The sequence below is a fragment of the Peribacillus sp. TE19612 genome (assembly GCF_056279465.1).
The window spans coordinates 110,683-130,424 of sequence record NZ_JBWCCL010000010.1 but is presented as its reverse complement, the minus strand read 5'-3'; the positions used below and the strand labels follow the sequence as shown (position 1 = coordinate 130,424).

Genomic DNA, 19,742 nt, shown 5'->3' with positions numbered 1-19,742 from the left:
AGTAAATGAAAAAAACCAGATCCGCTAGGAGTCTGGTTCTTTTTCGTGATTCTATAACTTGAATGAACTTTTCAACCCGACGATTTGGTTGAAGACCAAGTGATCGGCCGCAGTAAGTTTTGAATCAACATTATAATAGCCATGCCTGAAGAATTGGAATTTATCCTGAGGCTTAGCATCTTTCATGTTAGGCTCGACAAATCCTTGTAGCATTTCGATAGAATCAGGGTTTACCCGGTCCAGGAATGATTTTTCTTCCTCTTCATCATTTTCCTTATCCAAGATTAACGGCTGAAAGTTGCGGAATTCTGCTGAAACCGCTTGTGAAGCTTCGACCCAGTGCAATGTACCTTTTACTTTACGGCCAGTGAAGCCCGATCCGCTTTTCGTTTCAATATCGTATGTGCAGCGAAGTTCAATGACATTACCGGCGTCGTCCTTTATCACTTCTTCACATTTAATGAAATAAGCATGTTTCAAACGGACTTCATTGCCCGGGAAAAGTCGGAAATACTTTTTCGGCGGGTTTTCCATGAAATCGTCCTGTTCGATATATATTTCACGTGAAAACGGGATTTGGCGTGTACCCATTTCCGGTACTTCCGGATTGACCTCAGCATCCAGCCACTCTATCTCGCCTTCCGGATAGTTGGTGATGACCACTTTAAGCGGGTTCAGGATGGCCATAGTCCGTGGAGCCTTCAGCTTTAAGTCTTCCCGCACGAAATGATCAAGCATTTGAGAGTCTACGATACCGCTTGTTTTTGCGACACCTATCTCTTGGCAGAATGCACGAATCGCTTCGGGTGTATACCCGCGTCTCCGCAAGCCTGAAACGGTAGGCATCCGAGGGTCGTCCCAGCCGTCCACGAAGCCCTCATCGACAAGCTGCTTCAGTTTTCGCTTGCTCATTACTGTATTGGTCAGGTTAAGACGGCCAAATTCATATTGCTTTGGTTTGCTTTCCATTTCACAATTCTCAACGATCCAGTCATAAAGAGGGCGTTGATCTTCGAACTCAAGCGTACAAATGGAGTGTGTGACTCCCTCGATGGCATCTTCAATCGGGTGGGCAAAGGCATACATTGGGTAGATGCACCATTTGTTGCCGGTATTATGGTGTTCAGTATGGGAGATACGGTATATGACGGGATCACGCAAATTAATGTTAGGTGAGCTCATATCGATTTTTGCACGCAATACTTTTGCGCCGTTTTCGAATTCGCCGCTGCGCATCTTTTCAAATAGTTCAAGATTTTCCTCAACGGTTCTATTGCGGTAGGGGCTGTCTTTCCCTGGTTCTGTCAGCGTTCCGCGATATTCACGGATTTGGTCGGCATTAAGGTCGTCCACATATGCCAGTCCTTTATTGATGAGCAGCACAGCTCTTTTATACATTTCATCAAAATAGTCGGAAGCGAAGAAAAGGTTATCCCAGTCGTAGCCGAGCCATTTTACATCTTCCTTAATGGAGTTTACAAACTCAATATCCTCTTTCAATGGATTCGTATCATCGAAACGAAGGTTGGTTTTCCCATTGAAATCATCAGCCACCCCAAAATTCAAAATGATTGATTTGGCATGCCCGATATGTAAATATCCGTTCGGCTCAGGAGGGAAGCGGGTGATGACATGATCATGTTTTCCGGACTCTAGGTCATCTTTTATAATATTTTTAATAAAATTCGAAGAGTTATTTTCCAACTGAATTCGACCTCTTTCATTTATATACTTCTTTTAATTTTACCTGTATATATACCATAAATACAGATATTTTTCCATGTTCGAGCCGGAATCACGGTTTATCTGAAACAATTCATCAAGTATTTAGTTTGTACAATCTGAGCGGAAATATCCCTGAAACTTTAATCATGTAATTTAGGGAACGACCTAACTGGACATTAAAGAAACAAATTAAACCTTTTTCATCTAAAAAAAGCAATACAGGAATTCACGCCTGTATTGCTTATAATCGCGCTAGCAGACAGGACTTAAAATTAAAAGACTGTCGTTTGCAAAAATTCTTTTGTACGTTCTTCTTTTGGATTGGTGAAGAATTCTTTTGGCGGTCCGCTTTCGACAACCCTCCCATTATGCATGAAGACAATCCAATCCCCGACCTCACGTGCAAAACTCATTTCATGTGTAACGACTACCATTGTCATCCCTTCCAAGGCAAGCTCCTTCATCGTGGCAAGAACTTCACCGACAAGTTCGGGATCCAGAGCCGAGGTGGGCTCATCAAAGAGTAGGATATCAGGTTTCATGGCAAGGGCGCGGGCGATGGCAACACGCTGTTTCTGTCCGCCTGAGAGCTTGCTTGGATAGACATCCGCTTTATCTGATAAACCGACTTTGGCAAGCAATGCCTTTGCTTCTTCAATCGCTTGGGCCTTAGGGACTTTTTTGACGTGTGTCGGTGCTTCGATCACATTTTCCAGTACGGTCATATGAGGAAAGAGGTAGAAATGCTGAAATACCATTCCGACTTTCTCGCGGATTTTATTAATATCATGGGTACCAGGATTGATTTCCGTTCCTTCAATGAGGATTTGGCCGCTGTCTTTCTTCTCTAAATAATTCAAACAGCGGAGCAGGGTGCTTTTTCCGGAACCACTTGGTCCGATCAGACAGACAACATCGCTATCGAGTACCTTCATATCGATATCTTTAAGTACATGCAGGTTTCCATACGATTTATTTAAATTCCTAATGCGAATCATTTCTTTTTGTTCCATTTCAATTCCCCCTATCGATCACTAATGGACAGTTTCTTTTCGAATAAATTGACGATAATGGTCAGGAAAGCCACTAGAATCAAGTAGTAGACGGCTACAATCAATAAATAAGTCATTTCATCGAAATTATTCGAGCCCAACGTAGTGGCTACATTAAACAGCTCATTCATGGATATGAAGGCTGCCAGTGATGAATCCTTCAGTCCGATGATGAATTGGTTGCCAAGCGGCGGCAATGCGCGGCGGAAGGCTTGAGGCAAGATGATTCTCCTTAAGGTGAGCGAATTGCTCATGCCAAGGGAGCGTCCGGCCTCCATTTGGCCTTTGTCGATGGATTGAATCGTACCACGTAAAATCTCTGAGATATAAGCTCCATTATGGAAAGCCAGGGCAAGTGACGCCGCCCAGAAGTCCGGCAGTAAGAAGAGATTGCTGATACCGAAATAGAGTATGAATATCTGTACGATTAAAGGCGTTCCCCGTACCAGGAATACATATGTATCTGAAATCCATGTAAGAATTTTTATATTGGATATTTTTAAAAGTGCAAATAGCAAACCGATGACGATACCCACCAATATGGAGACTACCGTCAGTTCCAATGTGAGGAGCATGGCCCGGATGAATACGTCCGAGGAGCTAAATAATGTATCAAAAAAATGTGAAAAACTTGGCAATGTAATGACTCCCTTTCTATCAATCTTTATTCAGGCTTAGTTGTGATGTCTTCACCAAAATACTTTTTGCTGATTTCAGCAAGCGTTCCATCTTCACGGAGGTTTTCAAGAGCTTCGTTGATGCGTGCAAGCAGCCGAGGGTTGTCGTCAGGCAGTACAATGGCCTGCTCGCTTCGTTCGATCAATTGCCTTCCTTCGATGTCGAAACCTTCCTTGGTCGCTTCCTTGCCGGTTACGAAGTCGGTGATGACGGCATCATGACGTCCTCCGCTCAATGCCTTCAGGGCGGTGATATCACTGTCATAGGTTTTTACATTGGTTGTATATTTTTCTGCTGTCGTTGCGTATGTGGAGCCTTTAGAAGCCGCAACTTCCTTACCCTTTAAATCTTCAACCGTTTTAATATCACTATCCGGGCGGACGAAAATTTGAGGACCTGAATAGTAATAAGGGGTCGAGAAGGCAACATGTTTACTTCGTTCTTCATTGATTGTATGACTGGCAACCGCAGCATCTGCCCGACCGGTTTTAACACCTTCCACGATACCTTTGAACTTTATCCGTTTAGGCACAGGTTCTAGGTCGAGTTCCTTTGCAATTGCATCGCCAACTTCAATATCGAATCCGGTCACGGTCATGTCATCATTGACATAACTGAATGGCTTGAATTCACCTGAGGCAGCGAAAACAAACTGGTCCTCATTGATCAGCTTACTCCCGTCCTCCAGCTGATCCTTTTCGGCACAGCCGGACAGAAGACCAAGAACAGCCAGAATGGATACAATGAATGTAACGGATGATTTCATGATAATTTCATTTCCCCCTTTGAAAAAAACTAATAGAATGGTCTATACCCTTATGAGGCAGTGAATAACCTTATTAACTATGGAAAATAAAACTGAAACCAAAAAGGTTGTCCAAAACATACCGACATTTCATCCAAGAATCCCCCTTCACCTATGCATTTCATAAAGCTTCTCGGCGTTTGCCTTCATTTCCTTTAAATTCACCAGTTATTTATTGGAAGAATGATAATCTGCATATTTAATAGAGGATGAGAACGAATGGTATCTTTTCATCTTCAGATCTAGGCCACTTCTATTTCAATAAAAAAAAGTCGACCGTGATCAGGCCGACTTTTCCGCGATTAAAACCTATGAAATATGAATAGAGGATAGCTTTAAAAAAAGGCATTTGATTTTGCAAGTATTACTAAAGTAGAACTAGTGACTCATGAAATAAAAGACCCTCATTCATATCATTATTTTTCTCCTTATTTACTCAAAAATGAAACCCATTGTTCCAAAGTAGGAATGTATAACAAGTTCCTTTTATATACGATTAAATTATTACAATTCGGGCTGAATTAAAAGCTGATGCTTCATTTAAATCCTATGTATCAAGTTCAAAAGAAGGAAGAAAAAAAGATTTGAAGTAAGAGGTGATTTCATATGTTTAGCAGTTCGAATCAAGCAATATATGAGCCAGATTATTTTTCTCTACTGTTAGTTATTTTAGGGATTGTCTATTTAGTTTACTTTGCTTAAATTGTAGTTACTATAAAATTAAACGCTCTAACTATAAGTACTTTAACTATATCTTTCATTAGATATTTGATTGTTGGATTTTATATGGCGGGAGCCGGTTATTATATGGATGAACATCCAGATTATAACTTAGTGTTTATTGGCTACGGATTCCCGGATTTAATTTTATTGGCGTTCCCTTATATCTTTTTATCTCTAGCAGCAAGTCCAGGTGAAAAAACAAAATAAATAAAAAATCATCTCTAAACTGAGACGGCGCGTTTCAATATGATACTGCCCCCTGTTAAAGTAGGGGGGTCTTTGCATTCAATCCCGAATTGATTGACTGACTTTAATTTTGGCCATGAATTGAAGTATAATATAGCAAAATAGAAGAAGGGCAGTTGGGAAAATGGTGAGCAACTTTGTGCAAGAGCAGTTACAGGAATTTCGCGAAAGAAATCAAGATAGAGGCCGTTTAATTATAAAATGTCCGGACCAGCCGGGAATTGTTTCGACAGTTACGGCTTTTCTTAAAGAATATGATGCAAATATTGTTGAATTGAGTCAGTATTCGATGAATCCTGAGGGCGGTACCTTTTTCACCAGGATCGAGTTCGATTGTCCAGGATTAAATGACAAGGCAGCGGATATGCAACTGGCATTCCAGGAAGTTTCGACAGCATTCTCGATGCAATGGACATTTAATCATGTGAGTGATCTGAAGAGGACGGCAATCTTCGTTTCGAAGGAACCTCATTGCCTTCTGGAATTGCTATGGGAGTGGCAAAGCGGGGATTTATTGGCTGACATTGCGCTGGTCATCAGCAATCATGAAGATACGAGGGAAATTGTCGAATCGATGGGCATCCCGTTTTATTACATTCCTGCCAATAAGGATATACGTAAGGAAGTGGAGACTAAACAGCTTGGACTTCTGGAAGAATTCAAAGTGGACCTTATTGTTTTAGCCAGGTATATGCAGATATTGACGCCGGATTTCGTAGCGGCCCATCCGAACAGGATCATCAATATCCATCATTCATTTTTACCTGCCTTCATTGGAGCACGGCCTTATGAACGAGCTTACGACAGAGGTGTTAAGCTGATTGGGGCGACTTCCCATTATGTGACGAATGATTTGGATGAAGGTCCAATCATCGAGCAGGATATCGAACGGGTGGACCATCGTGATTCTGCCGGGGATATGAAGAAAATCGGTCGTTCAGCTGAACGCAGGGTGCTGGCACGTGCCGTTAAATGGCATTTGGAGGACCGCGTCATTGTTCATGAAAATAAAACGGTAGTCTTTTAAAATGAAAAACCCCCCTTTGGATTGCCAAGGGGGGTTCCGTTTGCGACAAAAGGAGGTTCGGATTGCTGCCATCCTAGAACCATGATTTTATTAGAATACTGAATTATCTGCATGTTTTTTAACTGGATTATAGGAATGAAACCCTTACTAGATTGAAGAAATTTGCGACACTCCTGCCGAATAACTGGCTAGCCGAGACCCCGGAGACGCTTGCCGGCGAGGAGGCTTGGCAGACAGTCGGCGGAAAGGGAGCGGATTTCTGAAATCACCTGGAACCTTTTCAAACGAATTGAAAGTAAATTAGTTCTTCTCTAATTTGTCTACAGTCTGAATCCCCCTTTAGGTTAAGGGGGGTTTTTAGGATGGCTTTAGTGAGTGCTAGTACGTGTATTCCACCCTTACTGAGGCAGTGATGTTCAATTCACCAGGCTGAATCGGGGTAGTCGCCATTTTTGAAAGGGTACTTGTTTGAAAAAGCATTGGAGTTGCCGTTTCGGATAGCTCTTCAACCTTATTAGGGACTGGATTCAATGAGATTCCTAGCGTTCGGGCCATGGAGAGTGCTTTTTCGTATGCATTTTTTAAAGCGAGAGAAAGTGCCTGGTTATAGTATGCATCTGGATTGGATAAAGAGAAGCGGATGCTGGTGATTGAATTGGCGCCGCTTCTGACGGCCGTATCGATTATGCTGCCTATTTTCTCGATGTCGGTCGTCTGGGCTTGTATGATGTGCTGGACTTTGTAGTTCTTGAACAATTCCTTTCCGTCAATATAATCATATTGTGGATCGATTCTGTAATCACTCGTTTTCAATTGCTCTTCGGGAATGCCTGCGGATTTAAGTGATGCGATGACATTTGCGATTGCTTGGGAATTGGCTTGCTGGGCCTTTTGCGGGTCCTTATCCTCTGTTATGACTCCAAGGGTGATCGTAGCTTGATCCGGAGCAGCAGATAGCGTCTCTGAGCCGGAAACTTTCAATAAATGTTGATCGTTGCGGTAATAATCCCTAACGGGGGCATTGTATTCTTGATTCATTTTGACACCAGCCTTTTATAGAGATAATCTCACCCCTATTGTACGAATTATGAATGGGAAACATGATTGAAATATCCCCCTTTGTCATTAATTCATCGAACAATCACAAAAAAACACTCGGCCTGGACCGAGTGCACATTACTTATGAATGACTTGAACCCTGCCCACCTGGCCATCAGTCAATCTTACTTTAATTCCATGAGGGTGGGTGCTGGAGTTGGTTAAAATATCCTTTACAGTGCCGCTTGTCAGTTTTCCGGTGCGTTGATCTGCTTTAAGTACAATGTCCACAGAGGCACCTGGGGTAATATCTTTCCGGTTTTTACCGTTCATGTTCGATTCATTCCTTTTCAGAGTTATTTGCAGCCATTCAACCATGCAGTAACTTCAGTATAAGGAAAACGGATGGCCCAGTCGACTATTAGATAAAATCACAAATTGGCAGTCAGCGAATTTTCTTCAATGGTTCGACAGCAGGGCCATTCAACACTTCACCAGCGATGGAGTAGCGGGAGCCATGGCATGGGCAATCCCAAGTACGGTCGCCGCTATTCCAGGCAACTTCACACCCCATATGTGTACATGTGGAATCAACAATATGAAGCTGGCCATCATGGTCACGGTAACACCCAGCTTTGTCTCCATCCACCTTCACGATTGCTCCTTCATCAATTCCTATGTCTTCCGGCGTTTTATGATTGACAGCCAATTTGCTTTTGATGAGATGCTTCGCCACATCAGCATTATCTTGGAGAATATTCTTCACGCCTTTTAAACGTGCAGGATCATACAATTCCGCATACCGGTTATCTTTTTGCAAAATCCGGTCAGTTAAGATCTTTGCGGCAATCGATCCATTCGTCATTCCCCATTTCGCATAGCCGGTAGCTATCAGGACGTTTTGTTGGTTGGCTGTCACTGGACCGACGAAGGGGATATTATCCGGTGTCACGATATCCTGTGCCGACCAGCGGTAGGGAATGTCTTTCACATCAAAATACTGGGCACTGAAGTCCTTCAGTGCTTCATAATGCTCGATCGTTGAGATTCCCTGACCTGTTTTATGGCCATCACCGCCAACAAGTATAAGTTTTTCCCCATTGTCCAATTCCGTATAGCGAAGCGAGCGGCTAGGGCTGTCTGCACTGTAATACATCCCGCCTGGATACTCCTGTTCAGTCTTGATGCCAAGCACATAGGACCTACTTACATGAACACGGGCAAAGTATAAGCCCTTTTCATCATTGAAAGGGAAGTGGGAGGCCACGATAACCTGATTGCTTTTGATGGAATGTCCCGTATCCGTCAGAACGGTTGGTGGATTGCCGTCTTCAATCTTCATTGCCGTTGTCCGTTCATAGATTGTGCCTCCTGCATCGATAATTGTCGAAATGAGGGACGTTAAATATTTTAATGGGTGAAACTGTGCTTGATCTTTCATTATCACAGCAGCTTTACATGGAATGGAGAAAGGGATATTCTCCGCATAATCCCCCCGAATGCCAAGTTTTTGATAGGCTCTCAGTTCTTTTTGGATTTTGCTTATATATTCGTCCGTATTTGCGTACACATAGGCATCCTGTGCAGTCAAATTACATTCAATGGAATGTGCTTCTACCAAGTCTTTAATCAGCTTCATTCCATCTGTATTGGCTTCATAATAAAGCTTGGCATTCTCTTCGCCATGGTCAGTGATCAACTGGTCATAAATCAGGCCATGCTGGGCCGTGATTTTTGCTGTAGTGTGTCCCGTCGTTCCGGTAAGGATTTGGCCTGCTTCAATCAGTGTGACTTTTACACCTTGTTTAGCAAGTAGGTAAGCAGATGTGATTCCGGTAATTCCGCCGCCTACTATTAAGACATCAGTGGTTATGTCTGTATCTAGTTTAGAAAAAGAAGGGAATGTCAACGCACTGCGCCAATAAGGTTCCGGAAATCGGGGAAGGTCAGTATTTTTTTCAGTCATTTGAATACCTCCATACAGTTCATTAGTGAATCGTCCATTTATTACCATACCCAAAGCCGCTATTTATACGCTTATTTTTGTAAGAAGAAAGATTAAAAAAATACATTATTTGGTTTGTTTGCAATTATGTATACATGTAAACAAAAATAGATAGTTTGTACACAAATAAGTATACATGTTTACAAATGCGTACACATGGCTATATATAAGGTGTGTACATATTTGTTCCTAATGTATACGAAAATGAATACAATTCGAAAAATGAAAATAAGGCACAGCTAATGAAGCATCGACTAATATAGAAATCTCTTCTATCGAGAGTGCTCCACCTAATTTTTTTTATAAAAAAAGGGGATGTTTTTAGATGAGTTCTAGAATCGCAGCAGTAGACGTAGGAAATGATGCAATTAAAACTATTTTTGGAAAGCTAGAGCCTAAAACTATATATACCAAATGTCATTGCAAAAGACATGAAGATCGGCCAATCATGGGAATCGAAGAACTCGATGTAAAAAAAGAAGGGGTACATATTAGAGTCCATTCACCAGCCTTGCAAGACAATAATGCCATTTATCGTGTCGGAAATTTAGCGACAAAAAGTGATAACCCAACAGAACTAGATTTGGGGAGCAGTAAATCTGAGGAGGACCAAACATTAGTATTTGCGTATACGCATCTTGTACATTCTATAGAATGTTCTTCTATCAATCCTTTGATAGCTCCGTTCCTTCAGTGTTGGCCTCATATAGTATAGTCTGGCCTATTCCTCACTGTGATCAGTAATAAATTGGTCGTAAATCAAGCCGCGCTGGACCGTGATTTTTGCGGTTGTGTGGCCTGTTGTACTATTAAGTGTCTCATCTGCCTCAATGAATGTGGCTTTCACACCTTGCTTGGCTAATAAATAAGCTGAAGTGATACCCGTAATTCCGCCACCAACAATTAAGACATCAGTTGTTATATCTGTTTCTAGTTTAGAAAACGAAGGAAGGATAAAGTGCTGCGCCAATATGGCTACGGATATTGAGGAATTTCTGTATTTTTTTGGTGATTTTAATATCTTCATACGTTTCATTAGTGGCTTGTCCAATTTATTGCCATGACCAAATTCTCCTTTTTTACGCTTTCTTTTATATGAAGAAGATTATTAAAAGTTAGTTTCTTTGTTTGTTTGCAATATTGTATACATATAAACAAAAATAGTTGGTTTGTACACAGAAAAGTAAACACGTTTACAAATGAGTACACATGGCTATATATAACGTGTGTACATATTTGTTCCTAATGTGTACACAAATGAATACGATTCGACAAATAAAGCTACAACTTATGAAGCATTGACTAATATAGAAACCTTTTCTATGCTTAATAGAGTGCTCCACCTAAATTTTTTTATGAAAAAGGGGATGTTTTTAGATGAGTTCTAGAATCGCAGCAATAGACGTAGGAAATGATGCAATTAAAGCTATTTTTGGAAAGCTAGAGTCTGAACTATATATACCAAATGTCATTGCAAAAGACATTGAAGATCGTCCGGTCATAGGAATCGAAGAACTCGATGAAAAAAACCCATTGGAAGGCTTACATATTAGAGTCCATTCACCAGCCTTGCAAGACAATAATGCCATTTATCGTGTCGGAAATTTAGCGACAAAAAGTGATAACCCAACAGAACTAGATTTGGGGAGCAGTAAATCAGAGGAAGACCAAACATTAGTCATGCTTTTTGCGGCTATTGCATTGGATGCTGCCAAGCAAGGAAATAATGATAAGTTCAAAAAAGTAAATAACGTTGTCGAAGCGAATTATACGCTTGGAACAGGTCTACCTCTTCGGGAAGTTAAGGAAGGGAAAGATGTTGGGTACCGTTCGAAGCTACTGGGATCCGTTCACCAAGTAGAATTTTTAATTACACCTAAATACCAAGGTATTAAGGTTAATATCAAATTTGATGAAGTGAAAGTCTATCCAGAGGGCTTCGCCGCATACATTAATTTAGTCATGGACAATGATTTGAATATCATTAACCGTGAATTAATAGATAGAAGAATTCTCATTCAAGATATTGGCGGACTATCGACAGATATCGCGGTCATTAAAAACCGTAAAGTTGATGATGATAAGGCGCAAGGGTTCAATCTAGGAGTAGCTGAGGCCCTAGAATCTATTCGTGAAGAAATCAGAAAAAAACACGGTGTCGAGCTGGATAGCAGACGAGATGTCGTTGAAATCATCACGAAGAAAAACGATCGTAACCATATTATGGTTCGCGGAAGCCGGACAAGCGTCCATGATATCGTTGACCGGATTTTAGGAGAACTTGCGAAAAAGCAATATCGCCATCTGCGTAACGTATGGCAGAAAAACTCGCAAACGGAAATCTGCTATTTTGTTGGCGGAGGTTCGATTGTCTTGAAAGATTACCTGAAAACGCTCAATCAGAATTTTGATGGCTACAATATCGACTTTTTTGAAGATGAACGGGAAAGCGTTTGGATGATGGCCAACGCCTATTATAAATTGATTTCGGATTTTAATCGCCGGAATTCAAAGGAACAGCAGCAATCCCACCAAAAGAAGAAAGAACAAAGATCAGGTGCTGTTAAATAGGTGAGAGAATGAAAAAAACAGCTTCTTCTGAAATCAAAAGAGGACAAGCCATCACTTTTCGTATCCCTTCAGATGTATCAGATTATACGTTAAGGCAGCTGCAGAAATTGAAGGAAACGGAAAGAAGGAATTTTTCCAGTAAAATTGCCGAGTATGTTCTCGATGGAATCGGACAATCGACCCATCAGGAACGGGAAATGATTGCCCTGCCCATGCCGAACAAGCTTAGCAAATCTCAGCGTGACTGGCTCAAGCATTCCCACTCAGAAGCTATGCTTGGAACGATTATGTACCATCTTTTATCCGATCCTTTACGCGCAACAGCCTTGCTAGCCTCATTAGACAGCAATGTAATTAATGAGGAGATTTATTTGCAGGATGAGCCCAAAGAACAGGATAATGAAGTGGTGCAGGCAGAAATATCTAAGAAAGATTTGGATGACTTTGATTGGAGTTTGGAAAAAACCACACAACAAGTGGAGGAACCAGAACCTGAAGAGGAAAATCTTGATGATCTTCTTGGTGATTTTCTCGATCAAATGAACCAGTGAGTGAAAAACATATAGGAGGATATCCGGCGACAAGTTGGATATCCTCCTTTTTCTTTGCGGGGGTTAAAAAAAGAGGAACCACAAGGGATACCTCTTAAGATGATCAAGCCAGGAAAATCAGTTGGTAAAGGAATAGAATGGCAAACAAGTAGACGAATGGATGGACTTCACGGAATTTGCCTCTTGCCATTTTTAATATGGGATAGGCGATGAACCCGAGTGCTATCCCGTTGGCGATGCTTGATGTTAAAGGCATGGCGACAATGACCAAAAAGGCTGGGAATGATTCATCAAAGTGTGTCCAGTCAATTTCATTAATGCTCTTAATCATCATGCTTCCGACGATGATCAAGCTAGGTGCCGTGATTGCCGCTACATTTGAGACAGTTCCTATCAGGGGGCTGAAGAAGGCGGTTATTAGGAAAAGGATGGCCACCACCAACGCGGTTAAACCTGTCTTGCCGCCCGCTCCTACACCAGCTGATGATTCAACAGAGGCAGCGGTCGGGCTTGTGCCGAACATGGCGCCGACAGTCGTGCCGATCGAATCTGCAAAGAAGGCACTGCCGGATTTTTCAAGCTTATTCTCCTTCAGCAATCCAGCTTGACGGACAATGCCCAATAAAGCACCGGTCGTATCGAATAGCATGACAAGCAAAATGGAGAAGACGACGCCATAAAGCCCATAGTTAATGACATCGGCGATAGATGTGATTGGATTGGCGACTATAATGCCTTCAGGTAAGGAAGGGGTGGAGACCAGACCGTTAATTTCCAATTGGCCTGTAAAGAAAGCGATTATGGCGGTCACGATCATTCCGATGAATATCGCTCCCTGCACATTGCGAACGATCAGTACGATCGTTATGACCAAACCAACCAATGTAAGTGCCACACTGGGATTCCTGAAGCTTCCAAGGGTAACCAGGTTGGATTCATGCTGTGTGACGACACCTGACAAACGCAGTCCGATGAAGGTGATGAAAAGCCCGATTCCGGCACTGATAGCATGCTTTAAGTTATTAGGGATGGCCTCGATCAATTTTGAACGGAAAGAGGTTAGGGATAAAAGGATAAAGATGATACCGGTAACAAAGACTGCAGAGAAAGCAACTGTGTATGAGATATCATGGGTTCCCAATACCGAGTATGCAAAATAAGCATTCAATCCCATTGCCGGTGCTATGACAATTGGGTAATTGGCTAAAAGGGCCATGCATAGGGTACCGACTATTATTGCGATTATGGTTGCTGTGAATGCCTGGTCGAAGGGAACACCCGCATCAGAAAGGATCATGGGGTTTACAACGATGATATAAGCCAGTGTTAAAAAGGTTGTAAGCCCCGCAAGTACTTCCGTTTTAATATTTGAATTCCGTTCTTTTAATTTAAACATGCGGTCACTCCTTTTTTATATACAAAAAATCCTTGCAAAAATCTACAAGGAGGAGATGCTTACCCTTTTTCAAGTAAGTAGCTCGATAGATGGATAATAAATCTTATAAATTATATTAGAAAAATAACTAAAGTACAATAGGATGAAAAATTTTAAGGTACAGGTTTTCTCGAAAATAGATAATGATATACTAACAAATAGCTTAGACTAAGGATAATGACTTGAAGTGAAGGAAGCTGTTACCATTTAAGTGGATTTATCAGTAAATTAAATGAAGAAATTCAGAAAGTAGGCCCATACATGACAGAATTCATCGACCTTGGCGTCAGCCCGGCGATTAACAACATATTAAAGCAAATAGGAATATCCGCCCCTACCCCGATTCAGGAGAAATCGATACCCGATATCCTTGCTGGAAGGGATGTCATCGCAAAGGCGCAGACAGGAACGGGGAAGACTTTGGCCTTTTTGCTGCCAATCCTGGAAAAAGTCGATCCCGCCGCATCCCACATACAATCACTGATCGTCACGCCAACAAGGGAATTGGCTTTGCAAATCACTGCTGAATTGAAAAAATTCGCTGATGAAATCGAAGGGCTTCAAGTGCTTGCAGTTTATGGCGGACAGGATGTCGAGCAGCAAATGAAAAAGCTGACAAGAAACATCTCCGTGGTGGTCGCCACGCCAGGCAGGTTATTAGATCATTTACGAAGAGGCACCATCGATCTCTCACAAACTGGAACGCTTGTGCTAGATGAAGCTGATCAAATGCTTCATATTGGGTTTTTACCAGAAGTGGAAGAAATCATGGAACAGCTTCCAGAGGAGCGCCAAACGCTGCTCTTTTCAGCGACGATGCCTGAACAGGTTCATCAATTGGCTAAACGCTACATGACTAAACCATTAACTGCCGCTGTGAAGGCTGAGCAAGTAACGGTCGAGAAAATCAGGCAGCTTGTCATCGAGACGACCGATCGTGCCAAACAATCTTCATTAATCAACATGATCAAAGAAGAACAGCCATACCTTGCAATCATATTTTGCCGTACAAAACGTCGCGTTTCGGTATTGAATGATGCCCTGAAGGCAGCTGGATTCAATTCTGAAGAGCTTCATGGTGACCTTTCACAGGCAAAGCGGGAACGTGTCATGAAAAACTTCAGAGACGCAAAGCTTCAATATTTAGTGGCGACGGATGTTGCTGCACGAGGGCTTGATGTAGAAGGCGTGACCCATGTGTTTAATTACGATGTTCCCGAGGATGCAGAAAGTTACATCCACCGAATCGGCCGGACGGGCCGCGCGGGTGAGAATGGCTTGGCTGTCACCTTCATAGCAACGAAGGATCTTCAGCTATTAAGCGATATTGAAAAAGGGATCTCCATGAAAATCGAAAGAAGGACGATTGAAGGAGTGAAAATGTTCCAACCCGATGAGGTGAGGCAAAAAAGGAAGCGTCATGATGACTCTTCCGATGAGGGTACTCGCCGCCCGCGTTCGGGAGGAGGAAGGAAACATCGGGAACGGATCGATACGAGAGGACCGAATCGGGGCAGTCACCGTTCTGTAAATCAAGCGGACAATCGTGAAGTCGAGAGGGAGAAACCACGTGGAGGCCGGATGGAAAACAGCCGCGGGCCTATACGTGAGGATTCACGTGGAGTTCGTTCGGAAAACAGCCGCGGGCCTATACGTGAGGATTCACGTGGAGTTCGTTCGGAAAACGGCCGCGGACCAAGGCGAGAGAATCCGCGGAGTGGCCGCTCGGAAGACGGCCGTGGGCAAAAGCGTGACAATCCACGAGGAGGTCAAAGAGACAGCCGTAGATCAACTAGTACACAAGGGGCGAGTAATCGCAGAGGTGGATCTGGCAGCAGCCCCAATAGAGGGAGAAACCGGTAAAAGGGGGAGACGGGAGTGAACAAGCCTTGGTTGGCAGAATATCCAGTTTCTCTGGAGCTGGCAGGGAATTTGATCATGCTGCAGTTTCCGGAAATTGAGTTGAAAGAGATCAAGCAACTTGGGGAGGGTTTCGATAACACGGTCATACAAATCAATGGGCAATTTGTATTCCGTTTTCCCCGCCGCCCTATTGCAGTTACGTTGATTCAAGTGGAAAATCAGCTTTTGCCTTCCATTGCAGGCACTTTTCCGCTTGCTATCCCTGAACCAATTTTTTTTGGGAAACCAAGCACTTTGTATCCTTATCCTTTTACCGGTTATAAAATGGTGAAAGGACACTTGCCTGTAGAAGGAACAAAAGCAAATAAGGTCGAATCGGCAAAAAGATTTGCCCGCTTTTTGAAGGTTCTTCACAGTTTCCCTGTCGAAAAGGCTATGCGTTTAGGTGTGCAGCCTGATGGGATGATGAGGCTTGATGTATCCTATCGAAAGAAATCACTTATGGAAAATGTCTCGAATCTAATAAAGCTAGGATACTTTGAACAGGCGCATGCAGTTAAGGATTTTGTTGAAACCTTAGGTGAAGATGAATTGGATGTTCAGCATCCGATTTCGCTCGTTCACGGAGACATCCATATCCGGAATGTTTTACTTGATGACGAAGGCGTTCTCGCAGGTGTCATTGATTGGGGAGATGTCCATAACGGGAATCCAGCCATTGATTTCTCCTTTTTATACAGTTATTTCCCAAAAGAGGTGCGCAGTGCTTTTTTCGAAATCTATGGTGAAATCGAAAAGGAAACAGAGAGCCTAGCCCGGTTCAGAGCCATATATATGCTTGTTACATTACTCGTTTATGGCATAGATCGCCAAGATGAAGAGCTGATTGCCATTACGAGTACCGGTTTGGAATTTGCTATAGAAGAATAATTGTCATGCTCTTTTGATGTTTAGGAGGTACATATGAAGGCAAGTTATTATCATACAATCACATTAATGGCGAACATATTGGATCAAGCTAATATTCCCTACCAATATACAGGTCGATCTGCGCTTTTCGTACAAGGAGTGGATATCGATGAATACAAGAAAATCGGCATGGATGTACAATGGGATGTCTTTAATGAGGCTTTGGATCTTTTTTCGAAATACGTGCCAACAAAGCCTGAAAGAAGTCCTGAGACTGCATTCTTTCTAATGGATGTCGAGGGAATTTCTGTCACTGTTCGCTGCCGGTTTAACACGACCATTAAAACGGACCCATATCGTTTATCCATAAAGATGGGGGATATGGAGGTTTGGTGCAGGTCGTTATACAGTTATTTATACGAAGAAGAAATGAGAAAGTTCAGTGCCGAGATTCATGCTTACTTATCAGCCGAGCAGAAGGGGTTCACAGCGGAAAATGAACAAGCCTGGAACCAGAATAATTATTTAGCGCTTGTCAATCGTTATGGAGATCCTGTTGAATTGGCATCAAAAATCAAACAAAACCCAAAATGGAGACTGCATTCTTTTTATAAATATATGGGGGAAATATCCGGCAAAAAAATCACTCATTTGATGGGATCGAACGGTGTTAAGGCAGTTGCACTGGCCATATTGGGAGCAGAAGTGAAAGTCGTTGATTTTTCCCAGGAAAACGCAATGTTTGCAAATGAGCTGGCAAGTGGCGCCAATGTCTCCATCGAGTATATCGTTTCGGATGTCCTTTCGCTATCATCCGAGCATGAATCGGGGAATCAGGATTTGGTTTTAATGGAGCTCGGTGTCCTTCATTACTTAATAGATCTGCAGCCGTTATTTGAAAAAATTAAAAAGATGCTGAAACCCGGAGGCCGATTCGTACTGCATGAATTTCATCCGATTTCAACAAAGCTCATTACTTCAAATGGTAAAAAACATAAAATAACAGGCAACTATTTCGCTCCGGCAATCGAAAACAATGAGGTCGCATTTTCGAAGCATATGCCGGATGAGGAAAAAGGGAGCCTTTCAAGAGTTGTACAGCGTAAGTGGACAATCGGGGAACTTATAACGTCAATAGGTCAATCAGGACTCGTTATTAAAGTGCTCGAGGAAGAACCGAATCATAAAATCCATGATATTGGGCTTCCGAAAACATATACCTTGGTGGCGGAACGAGTTTAAGCTGCATGATGAGGAAATGAAAGCTGACTGAAGGAGCCTTTTCAGTCAGCTTTTTTATTTATTCCTTAATAAAGAGGATGCCGCGTTCCGCGACATCCCCAAAAAAATTAATTTTGTGCCGACCATTCCTCTACATCCCATACTTTGGTAACCCAATCTTCATAGAAATCAGGTTCATGGCATACGAGGACAATCGTTCCTTTATACTCTTTCAATGCTCGTTTCAGTTCTTCTTTTGCAACGACATCCAAATGGTTCGTCGGTTCATCGAATAACAGCCAATTGCTTTCGGTAAGCATGAGTTTACATAGGCGCACTTTAGCTTGTTCTCCACCGCTTAAATGGCTCATCGGACGTGTAATGTGCTCGTTTTTCAAACCGACACGGGCAAGAATCGCACGTACCTGCGGTTGGTCCAGATGCGGAAATGCATTCCATACTTCATCGATCGGCGTCGTATCGCCTGCTTTCACTTCTTGTTCAAAATACGAAGAAAAAAGGAAATCGCCAAGTGATCTTTTACCGCCTAGAGGATCGATTTTACCCAAAATCGTTTTTAATAGAGTGGATTTACCAACTCCGTTACAGCCGACCACCGCAATTTTTTCTCCCCGCTCGATGGTCATGGACAACTTCGGAAGCAATGGGCGGTCATATCCGATTTCCAAATCTTCACCTTCAAAGACATAACGGCTGCTCGCACGTGACTCTTTAAAGTCAAAGGTAGGTTTCATTGCAGTTTCCGGACGATCGATGCGTTCCATGCGATTCAATTGCTTTTGACGGCTCTTTGCCCGTCCGGTCGTTGAATAGCGTGCTTTATTCTTTGCAATGAAATCTTCCTGCTTTTTAATGAATTCGCGCTGTTTTTCATAGGCGTTAATATGTTGGTTTTTATTCAATTCAGCCAGCTCAAGGAACTTTTCATAAGTTGCCGTGTAACGGGTCAATTTAGAAAATTCAAGATGGAAGATGACGTCGACGACGCCGTTCATGAACTCGGTATCATGCGAAATCAATAGAAATGCATGTGGATATTCCTTTAAGTAGCTGCTCAGCCAGCGGATATGCTCCACATCCAAGTAGTTCGTCGGTTCATCAAGAAGCAGTACTTCAGGCTGTTCCAAAAGTAGCTTGGCTAGTAAAACCTTTGTCCGTTGTCCGCCGCTTAGGGCAGAGACATCACGGTCCAAACCGATTGCATCCAACCCTAAACCGCGTGCCGCTTCTTCAATTTTAATATCCAGATTGTAAAAACCGCCGGCTTCCAGCTTGTCCTGGATTTCACCCATTTGTTCCAAGAGTTCTTCAAGTTCCTCCGGAGTGGCCGTACCCATTTTCTCTGTAACTTCATTCAGTGCTTTTTCCTGCTCGAATAAAGGTAAGTATGCATCCCGTAAGACGTCGCGAATCGATTTACCTTTTGAAAGTATCGTATGTTGATCAAGATAGCCATATTCGACACCAGGTGTCCATTCGACCCGGCCATCATCATGGATAAGTTGCCCTGTAATGATATTCATCATCGTTGATTTCCCGACACCATTTGCCCCGACCAGACCAACATGTTCGCCGGCCATCAGGCGGAAGGAAACATCCTTGAATAAGGTACGGTCACCGAAGCTGTGTGCTAATTTATCTATAGAAAGTAAGCTCATTTATATTGAACCTCCCAATTAATTTGAAAAAATCCCTACGTTTCATCATACTAAAATCTGCACGGGAATGCTATCTAATCTATTAATTTACATATATGTGGGTACGGGGAATCCTTAAATTGAACCAATCGATCCAATACCATGGTGCATTATCGCCCTGTCATAAATTATATGAGATAATAGAGGAACCAGTTTAAAAGCGAAAGGATGTTAA

At 42.5% G+C, this 19,742-nt stretch carries 17 protein-coding genes and 1 pseudogene; 8 read left to right on the top strand and 10 right to left on the bottom strand.

Translation table 11 applies throughout. The features are described 5' to 3' along the window. Window positions 1–51: 51 nt before the first annotated feature. The 4 genes from ACZ9AO_RS18345 to ACZ9AO_RS18330 form a co-directional block, all read right to left on the bottom strand. Window positions 52–1,704 (bottom strand): glutamine--tRNA ligase/YqeY domain fusion protein, encoded by a 1,653-nt coding sequence (locus ACZ9AO_RS18345; RefSeq protein WP_476109738.1) that lies wholly within the window; start codon window positions 1,702–1,704, stop codon window positions 52–54. A 293-nt stretch (window positions 1,705–1,997) separates the two neighbouring features. Then, window positions 1,998–2,738, bottom strand: a complete 741-nt coding sequence (locus tag ACZ9AO_RS18340) for an amino acid ABC transporter ATP-binding protein (RefSeq protein ID WP_095390614.1) — start codon at window positions 2,736–2,738, stop codon at window positions 1,998–2,000. A gap of 11 nt (window positions 2,739–2,749) precedes the next feature. After that, window positions 2,750–3,415 carry an amino acid ABC transporter permease gene (locus ACZ9AO_RS18335; protein WP_054398512.1) on the bottom strand — a complete coding sequence of 222 codons (666 nt, stop codon included), beginning with the start codon at window positions 3,413–3,415 and terminating at the stop codon, window positions 2,750–2,752. A gap of 26 nt (window positions 3,416–3,441) precedes the next feature. Continuing rightward, window positions 3,442–4,221: a transporter substrate-binding domain-containing protein gene (locus ACZ9AO_RS18330; RefSeq protein ID WP_251541702.1), complete on the bottom strand. Its 780-nt coding sequence runs from the start codon at window positions 4,219–4,221 to the stop codon at window positions 3,442–3,444. Window positions 4,222–5,067: 846 nt separating this feature from the next. On the opposite strand from ACZ9AO_RS18330, the gene ACZ9AO_RS18325 reads away from it, so the two are divergent. Both ACZ9AO_RS18325 and purU read left to right on the top strand, forming a co-directional pair. Further along, entirely contained in the window at window positions 5,068–5,190 is a 123-nt protein-coding gene (locus ACZ9AO_RS18325) for a hypothetical protein (protein WP_476109735.1), read from the top strand. Between the two features lie 166 nt (window positions 5,191–5,356). Then, window positions 5,357–6,256, top strand: a complete 900-nt coding sequence (gene purU, locus ACZ9AO_RS18320; RefSeq protein WP_053537426.1) for a formyltetrahydrofolate deformylase — start codon at window positions 5,357–5,359, stop codon at window positions 6,254–6,256. 378 nt (window positions 6,257–6,634) lie between these two features. Here purU and ACZ9AO_RS18315 read toward each other — a convergent pair whose 3' ends face one another. The 3 genes from ACZ9AO_RS18315 to ACZ9AO_RS18305 form a co-directional block, all read right to left on the bottom strand. Then, window positions 6,635–7,294 (bottom strand): SIMPL domain-containing protein, encoded by a 660-nt coding sequence (locus ACZ9AO_RS18315; protein WP_476109733.1) that lies wholly within the window; start codon window positions 7,292–7,294, stop codon window positions 6,635–6,637. 138 nt (window positions 7,295–7,432) lie between these two features. Further along, complete coding sequence (locus ACZ9AO_RS18310; RefSeq protein WP_034316239.1) at window positions 7,433–7,627, bottom strand: YwbE family protein; 195 nt, start codon at window positions 7,625–7,627, stop codon at window positions 7,433–7,435. Between the two features lie 112 nt (window positions 7,628–7,739). Beyond that, on the bottom strand, window positions 7,740–9,260 hold the full coding sequence (locus tag ACZ9AO_RS18305) for an FAD-dependent oxidoreductase (RefSeq protein ID WP_476109730.1): 1,521 nt from the start codon (window positions 9,258–9,260) through the stop codon (window positions 7,740–7,742). A gap of 364 nt (window positions 9,261–9,624) precedes the next feature. On the opposite strand from ACZ9AO_RS18305, the pseudogene ACZ9AO_RS18300 reads away from it, so the two are divergent. Next, a pseudogene (locus tag ACZ9AO_RS18300) lies at window positions 9,625–9,939 on the top strand (ParM/StbA family protein); the annotation flags it as partial. 81 nt (window positions 9,940–10,020) lie between these two features. On the opposite strand, the gene ACZ9AO_RS18295 reads toward ACZ9AO_RS18300, so the two are convergent. Next, window positions 10,021–10,335 (bottom strand): FAD-dependent oxidoreductase, encoded by a 315-nt coding sequence (locus tag ACZ9AO_RS18295; protein ID WP_476109728.1) that lies wholly within the window; start codon window positions 10,333–10,335, stop codon window positions 10,021–10,023. A gap of 341 nt (window positions 10,336–10,676) precedes the next feature. Here ACZ9AO_RS18295 and ACZ9AO_RS18290 point away from each other — a divergent pair, with 341 nt between their 5' ends. After that, entirely contained in the window at window positions 10,677–11,870 is a 1,194-nt protein-coding gene (locus ACZ9AO_RS18290; protein ID WP_048680510.1) for a ParM/StbA family protein, read from the top strand. Window positions 11,871–11,878: 8 nt separating this feature from the next. Beyond that, window positions 11,879–12,421, top strand: a complete 543-nt coding sequence (locus ACZ9AO_RS18285; RefSeq protein ID WP_251541692.1) for a hypothetical protein — start codon at window positions 11,879–11,881, stop codon at window positions 12,419–12,421. 103 nt (window positions 12,422–12,524) lie between these two features. On the opposite strand, the gene ACZ9AO_RS18280 is transcribed toward ACZ9AO_RS18285, so the two are convergent. Continuing rightward, window positions 12,525–13,817 (bottom strand): NCS2 family permease, encoded by a 1,293-nt coding sequence (locus ACZ9AO_RS18280; RefSeq protein ID WP_476109725.1) that lies wholly within the window; start codon window positions 13,815–13,817, stop codon window positions 12,525–12,527. A 300-nt stretch (window positions 13,818–14,117) separates the two neighbouring features. Here ACZ9AO_RS18280 and ACZ9AO_RS18275 point away from each other — a divergent pair, with 300 nt between their 5' ends. From ACZ9AO_RS18275 to ACZ9AO_RS18265, 3 genes are read left to right on the top strand one after another with little or no spacing between them, the layout of a single operon-like run. Continuing rightward, window positions 14,118–15,719, top strand: coding sequence for a DEAD/DEAH box helicase (locus tag ACZ9AO_RS18275; protein WP_476109723.1), 1,602 nt, complete (start codon window positions 14,118–14,120; stop codon window positions 15,717–15,719). Between the two features lie 15 nt (window positions 15,720–15,734). Then, complete coding sequence (locus tag ACZ9AO_RS18270; RefSeq protein ID WP_476109721.1) at window positions 15,735–16,649, top strand: phosphotransferase; 915 nt, start codon at window positions 15,735–15,737, stop codon at window positions 16,647–16,649. Window positions 16,650–16,682: 33 nt separating this feature from the next. Then, window positions 16,683–17,870, top strand: coding sequence for a class I SAM-dependent methyltransferase (locus ACZ9AO_RS18265; protein WP_476109719.1), 1,188 nt, complete (start codon window positions 16,683–16,685; stop codon window positions 17,868–17,870). 107 nt (window positions 17,871–17,977) lie between these two features. Here the strand turns inward: ACZ9AO_RS18265 and ACZ9AO_RS18260 are convergent, their stop codons facing one another. After that, complete coding sequence (locus tag ACZ9AO_RS18260) at window positions 17,978–19,528, bottom strand: ABC-F family ATP-binding cassette domain-containing protein (protein WP_202186238.1); 1,551 nt, start codon at window positions 19,526–19,528, stop codon at window positions 17,978–17,980. Between the last annotated feature and the right edge of the window lie 214 nt (window positions 19,529–19,742).

Excerpts from the sequence above, each read along its gene's own strand:
- ACZ9AO_RS18310 (WP_034316239.1), bottom strand. The coding sequence starts at position 7,627 with ATGAACGGTAAAAACCGGAAAGATATTACCCCAGGTGCCTCTGTGGAC.
- ACZ9AO_RS18315 (WP_476109733.1), bottom strand. The coding sequence starts at position 7,294 with ATGAATCAAGAATACAATGCCCCCGTTAGGGATTATTACCGCAACGAT.
- ACZ9AO_RS18265 (WP_476109719.1), top strand. The coding sequence starts at position 16,683 with ATGAAGGCAAGTTATTATCATACAATCACATTAATGGCGAACATATTG.
- ACZ9AO_RS18325 (WP_476109735.1), top strand. The coding sequence starts at position 5,068 with ATGGATGAACATCCAGATTATAACTTAGTGTTTATTGGCTACGGATTC.
- ACZ9AO_RS18285 (WP_251541692.1), top strand. The coding sequence starts at position 11,879 with ATGAAAAAAACAGCTTCTTCTGAAATCAAAAGAGGACAAGCCATCACT.
- ACZ9AO_RS18260 (WP_202186238.1), bottom strand. The coding sequence starts at position 19,528 with ATGAGCTTACTTTCTATAGATAAATTAGCACACAGCTTCGGTGACCGT.
- ACZ9AO_RS18275 (WP_476109723.1), top strand. The coding sequence starts at position 14,118 with ATGACAGAATTCATCGACCTTGGCGTCAGCCCGGCGATTAACAACATA.
- ACZ9AO_RS18290 (WP_048680510.1), top strand. The coding sequence starts at position 10,677 with ATGAGTTCTAGAATCGCAGCAATAGACGTAGGAAATGATGCAATTAAA.
- ACZ9AO_RS18330 (WP_251541702.1), bottom strand. The coding sequence starts at position 4,221 with ATGAAATCATCCGTTACATTCATTGTATCCATTCTGGCTGTTCTTGGT.
- ACZ9AO_RS18305 (WP_476109730.1), bottom strand. The coding sequence starts at position 9,260 with ATGACTGAAAAAAATACTGACCTTCCCCGATTTCCGGAACCTTATTGG.
- ACZ9AO_RS18340 (WP_095390614.1), bottom strand. The coding sequence starts at position 2,738 with ATGGAACAAAAAGAAATGATTCGCATTAGGAATTTAAATAAATCGTAT.
- ACZ9AO_RS18280 (WP_476109725.1), bottom strand. The coding sequence starts at position 13,817 with ATGTTTAAATTAAAAGAACGGAATTCAAATATTAAAACGGAAGTACTT.
- ACZ9AO_RS18295 (WP_476109728.1), bottom strand. The coding sequence starts at position 10,335 with ATGAAACGTATGAAGATATTAAAATCACCAAAAAAATACAGAAATTCC.